Source organism: Vibrio sp. SCSIO 43137, from assembly GCF_028201475.1.
Taxonomy (GTDB): domain Bacteria; phylum Pseudomonadota; class Gammaproteobacteria; order Enterobacterales; family Vibrionaceae; genus Vibrio.
In genome coordinates, this window is sequence record NZ_CP116383.1 from 860490 (window position 1) to 874381 (window position 13892).

Genomic DNA, 13892 nt, shown 5'->3' on the forward strand with positions numbered 1-13892 from the left:
CTCAAAATTAATCAGGGCAAAAAGGAAATAATGTGTTTCGACACAAAGTTGTATGGGAGGTGTCATGGAGTTAAGCCCTGTATTTGCCAGGCGTCTGTATCTGGCACTCTTGGTCGAACATCTTGAAAGACCCAATGTTCCTAAGCTTATAGAAGAAACCGGTTGGCCGCGCAGAACCATTCAGGATGTGCTAAAAGCACTTCCGGGAATCGGTATCGAGTTAATGTTTGTGCAGGATGGCCGGCGTCATAACGACGGTTATTATCATCTTTCCGACTGGGGACCATTTGACAGCCAGTGGGTTATAGAGCGAAAGCAGGAAATTGCTTCCACTCTTGGCTTTCAAGGCTAGTTGAGCAGTAAGTTTATAGCGTCTTAATATAGGCGATAAAACCAATCCAGCTAACAATCAGCAACATCCACGGTAGTGCGCTGTTGCTGTTTTTGTTTGTTGCCGTGGAATTTTCTTCTGTCGCCGGCTGGGCTGTATCGTTTTCTGCTGACTGGCGTAACTTCTCTTTTTGCGCTCTCTTTTTTGCTTTATCTGCCTGACGGCTCTTCTCTTTCTGCTGCTTCTTATATTGAGCAATACCTTTCTCAATGCCCTGAGCGATTAACTTGGTTTGTTCTTTTGTCTGGCCCGGCTTCTGGGTTGCCTTGGCGATTTTCATTGCTTCAGTCTGTGTTTCTTGTGACACTTGGCTTTTATTTGCTTTCATTTTCATAGCTTTCTGGTGATGAAGTGGCAGTAGCTTAACATAGCTTGTTGTGGGTAGGTTTTTTTAGTGCGCTATTCGATATATGAATACGATAAACATGGTTTTTTGAGTGCACCCAGATGGCTGTGGCTGGGGTGGTTGTTTCTGGCAAGGGCATGGATTGTCTTTATTGTTGCCGGTGCCAGCCGTAATGACGGAAGCCGGCTGTTAGAGATTATCTATCCAGTTCATTCTCTGTTTTATACTGGTTTGGTTGTGGGGCTACCAGCCATTGTTCTTATCTGGCTGATGGGGCTGAGAAACGCGGAACGAAAACGTATCTGTCAGATAATGCGTCACGGCAGGCGGGTAACCCTGAGCCTGATTTCTCTTCAGCTTGGACTTGAGGTTTACCAGATAGTACTTGAAGGCGGTAAGTTTAGCCTTGCTCATGCCGTTACTCTTGTATTACTTGGCTGGATGTTTGTCTATTTTTATCGCAGCCGCAGGGTAGCAGATTGCTTTCGCTCTCCGCTGCTGAACTGATTTTACCCCGGACAGTTATCACTTTAATGATGCTTATCAAGCATCTGTATAAGCAAATGGCTACACTTGAGCAATAAAAAGGAGAATGAGTTATGTCTAATGTTCAATCCGCAATTGTTCCGGAAGCGGGACCATTTGCTCTTTATGTACAGTTAAAAATAAATTCTGCTCATGCAGCGGTGTTGAAGCAACTAAAAGCGCTTCCTGAACTGGTTCAGGAACTTAACCAGCAGCAATCAGGTGCAGAACTTGGCTTATCTGTCGCTTTTAGCCATGGCTTCTGGAGTCAGACCAATCAGCCAATGCCGGCAGAACTGATTCCGTTTCAGCCATTAGGTAAAGGTGATGCGTACGCTCCTGCGACAGATGTCGATGCTTTAGTTCATTGCCACTCTAACCGGCATGATCTGCACTTCTATCTGCTACGTAAACTCATGTCAGAGATTTCAGAGTTTGTAGAAGTCGTGGATGAAACCTACGGATACCGTTATCTGGACTCCCGTGATATGACCGACTTTATCGACGGCACAGAGAACCCGGAGGGAGAGCAGCGCAAAGAGGTTGCTGTGATTAGTGAAGGTGAGTTCGCTGGTGGCAGTTATGTATTAGCGCAACGCTTTATCCATAACCTTCCTGCCTGGAATGAGCTGGCCATTGAGCAGCAGGAACAAGTAATTGGACGTACCAAGCCCGATTCAATTGAACTTGATGATGTGCCTCAGCAGTCTCATGTCGGTCGTGTAGATATTAAAGAAGAAGGCAAAGGGCTGAAAATTGTCCGCCATAGTCTGCCATACGGCTCGGTAAGTGGTGAACATGGCTTACTGTTTCTGGCTTACTGCAATACCCTGCACAATATCGATACCATGCTTAAAAGTATGTATGGTGAGATTGATGGTCAGACAGATCATTTGCTTCGCTTTACTAAAGCCGTTACAGGGGCTTATTTCTTCGCTCCCTCATCTGAAATGCTTGAGGCAATGACCCTTTAATTTGGGCATAAAATATTGCTAAAGCTTTAGCGGTGGCAGTCGATATCAGCTTGTAGAGTATTATTTATTCAATAAGCAGGTTTATGGCTGTCACTGTAAATACCAATGTTTCCGCATTGATCGCACAACGTAACTTAGGGCTGGCAACGCATCAGTTGAACCAGTCCCTTGAGCGTTTGTCTTCAGGAAACCGTATTAACAGTGCCAAAGATGATGCTGCTGGTTTGCAGATCTCTAATCGTCTTGAGTCTCAGATGCGTGGCCTTGATGTTGCTGTACGAAATGCTAACGACGGTATTTCGATTATGCAGACAGCTGAAGGCGCCATGAAAGAGACCACCAATATCCTTCAGCGCATGCGTGACCTTTCCCTTCAGTCTGCAAACGGATCCAATAGTAAAGCGGAACGTGTTGCGATTCAGGAAGAGGTTAGCGCTTTAGATGATGAGCTGAACCGCATAGCAGAAACCACCTCTTTTGGCGGCAAAAAACTGCTTAACGGAAACTTTGCTAAAGCAACTTTTCAGATTGGTGCCTCAGCAGGAGAAGCGGTTCAGGTATCACTGAAAAATATGCGCTCCGATACTCTTGATATGGGCGGTTTCAGCTATACCGCCAATGGTAAAGCCGACAGTACCTGGCAGGTTAAGCAAGGTCAGGATATGTTGATGATGGACTTTACCAATGATAAAGGTCAGCAGGAGAGCATCCGTATTAAGGCCAAAGCCGGTGATGATATAGAGGAGCTGGCCACTTATATTAACGGCCAGACCGATCAAGTTTCAGCATCAGTAAACGAAGATGGTCAGTTACAGATCTTTATGGCGGGTGATAAGGCCGGAGGCCTGATTGAGTTTAAAGGCAATCTGGCGAGTGAGCTGCAGATGGGGGGGCCTGTGTTTGAGACGGTTCATAATCTTGACCTGACGACTGCGGGTGGTTCCCAGAGAGCAGTTGCTGTCATCGATAGCGCCTTGCAGTTTGTAGACAGCCATAGATCAGAGCTGGGTGCTTACCAGAACCGATTCGGACATGCGGTGAATAACCTTGAAAATATTCATGAGAATCTGGCCGGTTCTAACAGCCGCATCAAGGATACAGACTTTGCCAAAGAAACCACCAAACTGATTCGTCAGCAGATTTTACAACAGGTGAGTACTTCGGTGCTGGCTCAGGCAAAACAGGCGCCGAACCTTGCCCTGACTCTGCTGGCAAATTAACAGAGCGCAGATAAGATAGCACTATCGGCCATCGCTTCTATAACTTGAGTGTTTTTTTTGAGAAAGTTTCTATTTTCTACCGTTATTCACACTTTACCTTCCAAAGTCGTTTTTTTATCAAGTTACCCTATTTTTTTCTAAAGAATTTCTCTGTTTAGCCGTTAATAAAAGTAACTTAGCAAAACTACTTGGTTTTCCGAGACGTCGGAAACCGCACAACCGGAAAATCAATTGGAGAAATCACCATGGCAGTTAATGTAAATACTAACGTAGCGGCAATGACGGCTCAGCGCCATCTGAATAGCGCAGCAAGCGACCTGAACGGTTCAATGGAACGTCTGTCATCAGGTTTCAAAATTAACAGTGCAAAAGACGACGCAGCGGGTCTGCAAATCTCGAACCGTTTGAATGTACAAAGTCGTGGTCTTGATGTAGCAGTACGAAATGCTAACGATGGTATCTCAATCGCTCAAACCGCAGAAGGTGCGATGAAAGAGACCACTAACATCCTGCAACGTATGCGTGACTTGTCACTACAGTCAGCAAACGGCTCAAACTCAAAAGAAGAGCGTGTAGCGATTCAGGAAGAGATTGGTTCATTGAACGATGAGCTGAACCGTATCGCAGAAACCACTTCTTTTGGTGGTAACAAGCTACTGAACGGTACCCACGGAACAAAATCTTTCCAGATTGGTGCGGACAACGGTGAAGCGGTAATGCTTGAGCTAAAAGACATGCGTTCAGACAATGCTCTGATGGGCGGCTCTAGCTACAAAGCAGAAAACGGTAAAGGTAAAGACTGGGAAGTGGCACAAGATTCTCAGCTGACTATCGGCCTGACAGACCAGTTTGGTGAAGCACAAGAGTTCACTATCAACGCGAAAGCCGGAGATGACATCGAAGAGCTGGCAACTTACATTAACGGTCAGCAAGACGTAGTAAGTGCTTCAGTAGACCAGGATGGCAAGCTACAAGTATTTGCCGGAAACAACAGCGTACAGGGCGATGTAACCTTTGGTGGCAGCCTGGCTGGTGAACTGGGCATGGGTGCGGCGAAAGAAGTTTCTGTAGATACTATCGATGTTCGTTCAGTAGGCGGCGCACAGGAATCTGTAGCGATTGTTGATGCGGCACTGAAATATGTAGATAGCCACCGCGCGGAGCTAGGTGCATTCCAGAACCGCTTCGATAGCGCAATCAACAACTTAGACAACATCAACGAAAACGTGAATGCGTCTAAGAGCCGAATCAAAGATACAGACTTCGCTAAAGAAACCACGGCAATGACTAAGTCGCAAATCCTGCAACAGGCATCGACTTCAGTACTTGCACAGGCGAAGCAGGCACCAAACACAGCACTAAGCTTACTGGGTTAATTCCCTTTAACTTAAAGCGAAACAGTAAAAGCCCTGACTTGATGTCAGGGTTTTTTGCTTTCTGCTGACTTTTTAATAATGGGCTATAGCAACCTGAGATAAAGCAAGGGAAAGGAAACAGCAAACTTGTAAAGGGAAAGTTGTGGAGGGAAAGCCGGGTAAGATTTTAAAACAGACAGATACAAAAAAGCCCGCTAAGTAATTTAGCGGGCTTTCAGACTAAATAAGACTAATTACTTAGTAACACGAAGTACTGTGGTTTCACCAACAGACACAGAACCAGAAAGCTTGTTCAGCTCTTTGATTTCATCCATGTTAGAGATAACAACAGGAGTTAGTGTAGATTTTGCTTTTTCTTCAAGGAAAGCAAGATCAAATTCAATCACAGTGTCACCAACTTTAACTGCCTGACCTTCTTCAGCAATACGAGTGAAACCTTCACCTTTAAGTTCAACAGTATCAATACCGAAGTGAACAAAAAGCTCAACACCATCATCAGACTCAATTGAGAATGCGTGGTTAGTTTCGAAGATCTTACCGATTGTACCATTTACCGGAGCAACCATTTTGTTACCAGCAGGCTTGATCGCAATACCGTCACCAACGATTTTCTCTGCGAAAACCACATCTGGCACATCTTCGATATTTACGATTTCACCAGAAAGTGGTGCAATAATTTCAATAGCCCCTGCGTCAGCACCTTCATCTGATACTAGTTTCTTAAGTTTGTCAAACAGACCCATGTCATGCTCCTAAACATTTAATTATTCTGTTAATTATATTAGCAGTTTGATTTTTCTGCGATAAATTTTTCCACATGAGCTTCAATTTCTGCAGCAGTAGCCATAGCAAGAGCTTCGTCTGCCATTAACTTAACTTCTGCAAAGTTAGCATTCCGGATAACCTTCTTAATTCTCGGTATTGAAATGCCACTCATACTAAATTCGTCCAGACCCATGCCAAGAAGAAGTAGCGTTGCACGCTCATCACCGGCAAGTTCACCGCACATGCCAGTCCATTTACCTTCTTTATGAGACGCATCGATCACTTGCTTGATAACCGTTAGTACAGCAGGTGATAGAGGATTGTACAAGTGAGAAATCAACTCGTTTCCTCGGTCTACCGCTAGAGTATACTGAGTTAAATCGTTAGTACCAATACTAAAGAAAGAAACTTCTTTCGCTAAATGGTGAGCAATGGCTGCTGCGGCCGGAGTTTCAACCATAACGCCGATTTCGATATTCTCATCAAATGCCAGACCTTCAGCACGAAGTTCGGCTTTGTACTCTTCAATGGCTTTTTTCAGTTCACGGATCTCTTCAACAGAGATAATCATAGGGAACATGATACGTAGCTTACCGTGAGCAGAGGCTCTAAGAATGCCACGAAGCTGATCGCGAAGAATTTCACGACGGTCCAGGCTGATACGAACTGCGCGCCAACCAAGGAACGGGTTCATCTCTTTTGGCAGATCCATATACGGAAGATCTTTGTCGCCACCAATATCCATAGTACGGATAATGACAGATTCCCCTTCCATTGTTTCCGCAACTTCTTTATAGGCCTGATACTGCTCTTCTTCTGTCGGCAGGGCAGAGCGATCCATAAACAGGAACTCAGTTCTGTATAGGCCAACACCTTCACCACCGTTACGCAGGATACCGGCGCAATCTTTCACGGTACCAATGTTGCCACAAACTTCTACGCGGTGCTCATCAAGGGTAATGGCAGGAAGATCTTTAAGTTTGGCCAGCTCTTCTTTTTCAGCGATAAAGGCATCACGGATCTGAGTTGCTTCAGTTAGCTCTGCGTCCGAAGGATTAACAATGATCTTGTTGTTCATAGCGTCAAGAATAATGGTGTCACCATTCTTAACTTGCTTAGTAATATCGTTAGTACCAACAATGGCTGGCAGTTCCAGCGAACGAGCCATAATAGAGGTGTGAGAAGTACGTCCGCCGATATCACAGGCAAAACCCAGTACATAATCCAGATTGATCTGTGCGGTTTCTGAAGGTGTCAGATCGTAAGCAACCAGAATCACTTCTTCATCAATATCACTCAGGGAAACAATATTGATACCTAATGCATTTTTAACAAAACGGGTACCAATATCGCGAATATCTGTCGCGCGCTCTTTCAGGTACTCATCATCAAGAGATTCCAGAGCGGTAGCCTGCTCTTCGATAACCGTATGAATGGCGTTATCAACGTGCAGTTTGTCGTTTTTGACCAGTGCTAAAATTTCTTCTTCCAGCTCTTCATCTTCAAGTAGCATGATGTGCCCTTCGAAAATGGCTTCTTTTTCTTCACCAAATGTTTCGAGAGCTTTTTGCTTAATCACTTCAAGCTGACGGGCAGATTTGTCACGTGCTTCATGGAAGCGCTTAACTTCTGCTTCAACTTGATCGTCTGTAATCAGGTTTTTGTTTAGGACAATTTCATCTTCTTGAAGAAGGAGTGCTTTACCAAAAGCGATGCCGGGAGATGCTAAAATGCCTGAAATCATAGCCTTACCTTAAATGGGTGTGTTTCTTATTTAAAAGAGAGTGTAGAGACTCACTTTCAGCTGAGGAATCGGTAGATTTAACAAAGCCATTTTGCGCTAACAAAATGGCTTCATAAAAAATACTGATTGATTAGTCTAATGTGTCCATTAGAGCAACCAGGTGGTCAACAGCTTGTTGAGCCTGAGCACCTTCTGCTGAGATAGTAACTACAGTACCTTTTACAAGGCCCAGAGTCTGAAGTTTAAACAGGCTTTTCGCACTTGCGCTTTTGCCGTTAGAAGTCACAGTGATATCTGCTTCAAAAGATTTCGCTTCTTTAACAAACTGTGCTGCCGGACGAGTGTGAAGGCCGTTTTCTGCAGTGATTTCAACTTGCTTCTGATACATGTGATATACCCCAATTAATTTAATATTTTGTATGTATATGAACCAGTTTAGCTCAGCTGTTCTTTTCTGATTCCTGAAACAGAAAAAGAAAAGTAACGATTGCGCAACTGGTTTAAATTTAGTCAGCTGTCCGATAAAAGTGACAACTGACAGAATTCTAAACTAGCGAACATGTTTTATTTTGATGCTAGAAATAAAACCAAGGTGATATTACCAAAGGCTCGGCAGGGATCAATAAAAAAAGCCCCTGAAAGGGGCTTTTTTAGTTTAAAAATTGATTTGAGCACATGTATGTTAAAGAATTATTGCTGATTCTCTTTCTCAGTGAACAGGCCTGAGAACAGCGCGGTACTTAGGTATCGCTCACCTGAGCTTGGTAAGATTGTAACAATTGTTTTACCTTCGAACTCTGGCAATTCTGCAATGCGATTTGCCGCTACAACAGCCGCACCGGATGAAATTCCCGCCAGAATACCTTCTTCTTCCATCAGGCGACGTGCCATTTCGATCGCCTCTTCTGATGTCACGGCTTCCACTCTATCCAGAAGTTCTAAATCTAAGTTCTCCGGAATGAAGCCGGCACCGATACCCTGAATTTTGTGAGGGGCTGGCTGAATCTCTTCGCCGGCTAAAACCTGTGCAATGACCGGAGACTCTGCCGGTTCAACAGCAACAGAAGTAATAGCTTTGCCTTTTTCACCTTTAATATAACGGCTGGCACCTGTGATTGTACCGCCGGTACCAACACCTGCGACAATAACGTCTACTTCACCGTCTGTGGCATCCCAGATTTCAGGGCCAGTAGTCTTTTCATGAATAGCAGGGTTTGCAGGGTTATTGAACTGTTGTAGTAACAGGTATTTATCAGGGTCGCTGGCAACAATCTCTTCTGCTTTAGCAATGGCACCTTTCATGCCTTTTGCTGCTTCTGTCAGCTCAAGATTTGCGCCTAGTGCTTTAAGCAGCTTACGACGCTCAAGGCTCATTGACTCAGGCATAGTCAGGGTCAGTTTATAGCCGCGAGCTGCAGCAACAAAAGCCAGAGCAATACCAGTGTTACCACTTGTTGGTTCCACAAGTTCAACGCCCGCTTTTAGTTTTCCTGACTTTTCAGCTTCCCAGATCATATTGGCGCCAATACGGTCTTTGACGCTGAAGCTTGGGTTACGTGCTTCTACTTTAGCCAGTACGTTTCCTTTGCTCACGCGGTTTAAACGAACAAGGGGAGTTTGACCAATGGTAAGGGTGTTATCTTCGTAAATTTTGCTCATGACTTATGTTCCTTCATTCATTATTCAGAATATGTTCAAAAGCATACTTCCGGATCGAAAAAATCAGAAAGATGAAAAAGTTATATGATATTAGTTCCTAAGTAACTTTTGCTAAACATGAGCCACCTTGGCAAACATCGAACACAAACACGCATAAACCCATCCGTGGGGCTCCGCCGCGCCATCCCTGGCGCGGAGGGTTTGCTTATCGATATTTGCCCGATGACAAAAGCTATAGAGAAATTCTCAGCCGATATTTAATGTTTATGTTTAAACTCATTTACCCACATCGCGGTAGCACCGCATACGGCAACCGGAACTATGATTAGGTTTAGTACAGGAATAGCAGTAAAGAAAGCGACTAACATACCAAAGCCATAGGCCTTGCCCTGATTCTGTTTTAGATCCTGACGCATAGACTGGAAGGGCACTTTATGGTTATCAAACGGATAGTCGCAGTATTGAATGGCCATAACCCATGCAGAAAAAATAAACCACAGCAGGGGAGCAACGGTTTGACCTAGTGCCGGAATCAATAAAAGAATAAACAGACCGATCGCTTTGGGTAGGATGTACTTCATTTTCTGCAATTCGCGCAGCAGGATTCTCGGGGTATCTTTAATTAAACTAACCATATTTTGCTGGGCAGCCGGTTTTCCCGTTAACTTCTCTTCTACTTTTTCTGCCAGCAAGCCGTTAAAAGGCGCGGCAATAAAGTTAGCAATCGTGCTGAAGAAATAAGAGAAAGTACCTAATATGGTGATGGTCAGAATCGGCCAGAGAATATATGACAGCCAGTCCAGCCATGTAGGAACATAGCTCATCCAGCTGGTTATCCACTCATTCAGGTTGGAAAACAGATAGAAAAGAGCACTACCTACTAAAACGATATTGGCCAGCAGGGGAAAAATCACAAAGCGTCGGATGCCGGGAGTCAATGCCAGCGTAAATCCCTGAAAAAAATAACCAAAACCAGATTGTTTCATTCGCTACTCACTCTATTGATAACAAAAAATCGTTTTACGCCCCTTTCGCCAAAGGGATATAGAGAGGTGAGTATAGGCATTGTTGTTGCAAAGAAAAAGCAGAAAAGCGTGGTAACAGTCACAGGCTGTCGGCAACATCTTTAATTAATTAGTTCAAAAACTTGCCCTAGTTTTGGTAAAGTAACCCCCAATGTGCGGATTATTTGTATTCCGGTGACCAGATACACCGGTTTTATATGAGAGTGAAAAATGCAGGAATTGCGATTAGTACTCATAATTGTTGGAGCCTTGGCCATTGCTGCCCTTCTGGCTCACGGCTTATGGACAAGTAAAAAAGAGAAGAAGAGCAAGTTTAGTGCAGAGTCTCTCTCTTCTGATGATATGAATGAATCTCTTGCTGCGCCGGATGATGACTTTGAAATTATTAAAAAGAGCCGCAAAGATCCTGCTTTTGGAGTAGAACGCGCTTTTGAAAATGATCCATTGGATTCAGTCTCTATCGGTGACGATGCTGAACATAGTGCACCGATTGTTGCAGAAAATGACCCGTTTGATGAAGATGATCTTCCGACAGTTAAGCTTGATGGCGATGATACGGTACTGGAAGATGACATCATTTTTTCTGATGGTGATGTTGAGCTGGTTTCAAAACCAAGAAAAGTGGTTCAACAGCCAGTAGAGCAAGCTGAAGATCAGGCAGAAACAGTAGCCGAAGAACAAGTAGAGCCTGAAGAGCCGGCAGAGCCTGAAATGGAAGTGATTGTGTTACATGTTCACTGCTCCGGTGAGGACGCATTTGTCGGAACTAAACTGTTTGACAGTATGCAGCAAAATGGCCTGATATACGGCGAGATGGATATCTTCCATCGCCATGCTGATCTTTCCGGAAATGGCAAGGTACTGTTCAGCGTTGCTAATATGATGCAGCCGGGCACGTTGCAACATGACGATCCGGAAACCTTTACCACTAAAGGTATCTCCTTCTTTATGACCTTACCTTGCTTTGGTGATGCTGAGCAGAACTTTAAGCTGATGCTGAGAACAGCCCAGCAGATAGCGGATGATTTAAGTGCTAACGTACTTGATGATCAACGTAACCTTCTGACACCGGATAAGCTGACAAGCTATCGTGACCGGATACGTGCATTTAAGTCAGAGAACGCCGCCCAGAACAGTTAAATTTTATAAGGGTTCCGACAGGAGCCCTTTTTAGTTATCAGGAACAATTTTTAGATATGTCTCAGTCGATACAACAGCAGCTTGAACAGCTAAAACAGACCCTTCATGAACATGGTGTTAAGTACTACGTCGAGGATAACCCGACCATACCTGATGCTGAATATGACAGGCTGATGAAGGAGTTGTTGGCGATAGAAGCGCAGCACCCTGAACTGGTTTCAGCGGACTCTCCCAGCCAGCGTGTTGGTGGCAAGCCGCTGGATGGCTTTACTCAGGTAACCCATGAAATTCCTATGCTATCGCTGGATAACGCCTTTGATGACGATGAGCTGGATGCATTTCAGAAGCGCATGCTGGACAGAATGGCTGGTGGCTCAATTAAAAGCTACTGCTGCGAACCTAAGCTGGACGGTCTGGCCGTTAGCCTGTTGTATGTTGATGGTATTTTGGTACAGGCGGCTACCCGTGGTGATGGTGCTACCGGTGAAAATATCACTGAAAACGTCAGAACCATAAAATCTATTCCCCTTAAGCTTCAGGGTGAAGGCTGGCCACAGCGGATCGAGGTTCGTGGTGAAGTGTTTATGCCTAAGGCCGGTTTTGATGCGCTTAATGAGAGAGCGCAGAAGAAAGGCGAAAAAACCTTTGTAAACCCGAGAAACGCTGCTGCAGGCAGCCTGCGCCAGCTTGATTCCAGAATTACTGCAAAACGACCGTTGGATTTTTACGCCTACAGTGTGGGCGTTGTTCAGGGCGGCGAGCTGAACAGCAGCCACTATCACCGTTTCCTGCAGCTTAAAAGCTGGGGCTTACCTATGTGTGCGGAAACCCGCCTGCTGAACTCTCTGGACGAAGTAAAAGCTTACTATCAGGACATTATGAACCGCAGGGAAGAGCTGGCCTATGAGATCGATGGGGTGGTGATTAAGGTTGATGATATTGCCGTTCAGGAGCAACTGGGTTTTGTTGCCCGTGCACCGCGCTGGGCTATTGCCTATAAGTTCCCTGCGCAGGAAGAGATCACTCTGCTGAATGATGTTGAGTTTCAGGTCGGCAGAACCGGTGCCATTACTCCGGTTGCCAAGCTTGAGCCTGTTTTTGTCGGCGGTGTTACCGTAAGTAACGCAACTTTGCACAATGCCGATGAAATAGAGCGTCTGGGTATCATGATTGGTGATACGGTGATTATCCGCCGTGCAGGTGATGTGATCCCGCAAATCGTCGCAGTGGTTAACGAGAGAAGACCAGAAGACGCAAGGGAGATTAAGTTTCCTGAGCAATGTCCGGTCTGTTCTTCCAGTGTAGAGCGTGTTGTTAAGGAAAAGAGCTTAAAAACCAAGAGTCATCAAATTGAGCAAGCAACTAGTAAGTGTACTGGTGGATTAGCTTGCCAAGCTCAACTAATCCAATCCTTGAGCTACTTTGTGTCTAAAAAATGTTTTGATATGGATGGGTTGGGTGAAAAAGTCATCATTCAACTGGTTCAGCGTAACTTAATTAAGACGCCAGCAGATTTATTTAGGTTAAAAGAAAATGATTTTCTTGGGCTGGAAGGATTCGCTGAACTGTCCGCACAAAATACATATTTTTCAATTCAGAATAAAAAAGAAATTTCATTAGAACGCCTGATTCTTAGCTTAGGAATTCAGGAAGTTGGTGAAGCTACTGCTAAATCGTTAGTCAAGTACTTAGGATGCTTAAGCAATATAGTTAAATGTCCAAAAGAGACATTCATGCTTATTCCCGATGTTGGTGTAGAAGTAGCGGGTGAGTTGGTTGATTATTTTACGGACAACAAAAACATGGAGTATGTTTCTGATTTGTACGAACAACTTACTATTAGTCCAGAAGAGAAAGGCATCAGTCAAAAGTTACAAGAAAAGTCGGTGATGAGTCATTACCTTAAGGCTTTGAGTATCTTGGGCGTAGGAGATATTGCTGCTAAGAATTTATCTAAATACTTCTCTTCGTTTGAGTCATTAGTATCTGCCGAATATATTGATTTTATATCTGTATCTGGTTTGAGTACTACAGCTCGGAATGGTATTCAAAGTTACCTTAAGTATGAGAACAATGCAGTTAGGTTATTAAATTTAGAAAAAAGGTTACTTTCACTCGGCGTACATTGGAATAGTGAGCGAATAGAGGTAGAAGAGTCAAATGAAAGCCATGTAGCTGAAGTCTCAGGTAAAACAATGGTCATTACAGGCTCATTTACTCAGATGAAGAGAAACGAAATTAAAAGTTTATTAGAGCAGTCTGGAGCGAAGGTGACAGGTAGTGTCTCGAAGAATACTGATATTCTAGTTGCCGGAGAAAAAGCTGGAAGCAAGCTTAAAAAAGCTGAAGAATTGAATGTACCTGTGTGGACTGAAGATGATCTCTGGGGAGTTTTTGGTGATAAGTAATAATGAGTTTTTTATTCAAGGATCTGCGAAGCAACCGTATAAAGTTGTAATCGAGAGTAGCGAAACATCAGTAGTTAAAGTTACTTGTGATTGCCAAGCTGGTATTTTTGGTAAGTTGTGTAAACATAAAGTTCAAATTTTACAGGAAGTTATTTCTACTGAGTCTGAGCTGTCTAACTGCTTAAACAACAGCGGCTATTCTTCTCTTGTTGCAGATTATTCATTACAGGAAAAAGAGCTGAAGCAGGCTAAGTCCAAATTAGATAAGACCAAAAAATCGTTAGCAAAGCTTATGAGTGGGAAATAGGATAAAGTTCTG

General features: G+C 44.1%; 14 protein-coding genes. 8 read left to right on the forward strand and 6 right to left on the reverse strand.

Annotated features, from left to right (window positions below):
• Positions 1 to 64: 64 nt before the first annotated feature.
• Positions 65 to 352, forward strand: coding sequence for a winged helix-turn-helix domain-containing protein (locus PK654_RS04155; protein ID WP_271697826.1), 288 nt, complete (start codon positions 65 to 67; stop codon positions 350 to 352).
• Positions 353 to 365: 13 nt separating this feature from the next.
• Here the strand turns inward: PK654_RS04155 and PK654_RS04160 are convergent, their stop codons facing one another.
• Positions 366 to 719, reverse strand: a complete 354-nt coding sequence (locus tag PK654_RS04160; protein ID WP_271697827.1) for a DUF2956 domain-containing protein — start codon at positions 717 to 719, stop codon at positions 366 to 368.
• A gap of 66 nt (positions 720 to 785) precedes the next feature.
• Here PK654_RS04160 and PK654_RS04165 point away from each other — a divergent pair, with 66 nt between their 5' ends.
• The 4 genes from PK654_RS04165 to PK654_RS04180 all read left to right on the forward strand — a co-directional run bounded on the left by PK654_RS04165 (position 786) and on the right by PK654_RS04180 (position 4832).
• On the forward strand, positions 786 to 1244 hold the full coding sequence (locus tag PK654_RS04165) for a DUF2919 domain-containing protein (protein ID WP_271697828.1): 459 nt from the start codon (positions 786 to 788) through the stop codon (positions 1242 to 1244).
• Between the two features lie 92 nt (positions 1245 to 1336).
• A complete protein-coding gene (locus tag PK654_RS04170; protein WP_271697829.1) occupies positions 1337 to 2236 on the forward strand; it encodes a Dyp-type peroxidase in 900 nt (299 codons plus the stop codon).
• 83 nt (positions 2237 to 2319) lie between these two features.
• A complete protein-coding gene (locus PK654_RS04175) occupies positions 2320 to 3456 on the forward strand; it encodes a flagellin (protein WP_271697830.1) in 1137 nt (378 codons plus the stop codon).
• A 245-nt stretch (positions 3457 to 3701) separates the two neighbouring features.
• The gene (locus PK654_RS04180) at positions 3702 to 4832 is read left to right on the forward strand and encodes a flagellin (RefSeq protein ID WP_271697831.1); all 1131 of its coding nucleotides are present in this window, start codon (positions 3702 to 3704) and stop codon (positions 4830 to 4832) included.
• 233 nt (positions 4833 to 5065) lie between these two features.
• Here the strand turns inward: PK654_RS04180 and crr are convergent, their stop codons facing one another.
• The 5 genes from crr to cysZ form a co-directional block, all read right to left on the reverse strand.
• Complete coding sequence (gene crr, locus PK654_RS04185) at positions 5066 to 5575, reverse strand: PTS glucose transporter subunit IIA (protein ID WP_271697832.1); 510 nt, start codon at positions 5573 to 5575, stop codon at positions 5066 to 5068.
• 38 nt (positions 5576 to 5613) lie between these two features.
• Positions 5614 to 7341: a phosphoenolpyruvate-protein phosphotransferase PtsI gene (ptsI, locus tag PK654_RS04190; RefSeq protein ID WP_271697833.1), complete on the reverse strand. Its 1728-nt coding sequence runs from the start codon at positions 7339 to 7341 to the stop codon at positions 5614 to 5616.
• A gap of 130 nt (positions 7342 to 7471) precedes the next feature.
• Complete coding sequence (locus PK654_RS04195) at positions 7472 to 7729, reverse strand: HPr family phosphocarrier protein (protein WP_271697834.1); 258 nt, start codon at positions 7727 to 7729, stop codon at positions 7472 to 7474.
• Positions 7730 to 8031: 302 nt separating this feature from the next.
• Complete coding sequence (gene cysK, locus PK654_RS04200; RefSeq protein WP_271697835.1) at positions 8032 to 9000, reverse strand: cysteine synthase A; 969 nt, start codon at positions 8998 to 9000, stop codon at positions 8032 to 8034.
• A 257-nt stretch (positions 9001 to 9257) separates the two neighbouring features.
• Complete coding sequence (gene cysZ / locus PK654_RS04205) at positions 9258 to 9986, reverse strand: sulfate transporter CysZ (RefSeq protein WP_271697836.1); 729 nt, start codon at positions 9984 to 9986, stop codon at positions 9258 to 9260.
• Positions 9987 to 10235: 249 nt separating this feature from the next.
• Here cysZ and zipA point away from each other — a divergent pair, with 249 nt between their 5' ends.
• The 3 genes from zipA to PK654_RS04220 are packed head-to-tail and all read left to right on the forward strand — an operon-like array spanning position 10236 to position 13880.
• Positions 10236 to 11165 (forward strand): cell division protein ZipA, encoded by a 930-nt coding sequence (zipA, locus tag PK654_RS04210; protein ID WP_271697837.1) that lies wholly within the window; start codon positions 10236 to 10238, stop codon positions 11163 to 11165.
• A gap of 56 nt (positions 11166 to 11221) precedes the next feature.
• Complete coding sequence (gene ligA / locus PK654_RS04215; RefSeq protein WP_271697838.1) at positions 11222 to 13573, forward strand: NAD-dependent DNA ligase LigA; 2352 nt, start codon at positions 11222 to 11224, stop codon at positions 13571 to 13573.
• Entirely contained in the window at positions 13563 to 13880 is a 318-nt protein-coding gene (locus tag PK654_RS04220) for an SWIM zinc finger family protein (protein ID WP_271697839.1), read from the forward strand. The genes ligA and PK654_RS04220 overlap by 11 nt, the downstream gene beginning before the upstream one ends.
• Positions 13881 to 13892: the final 12 nt, after the last annotated feature.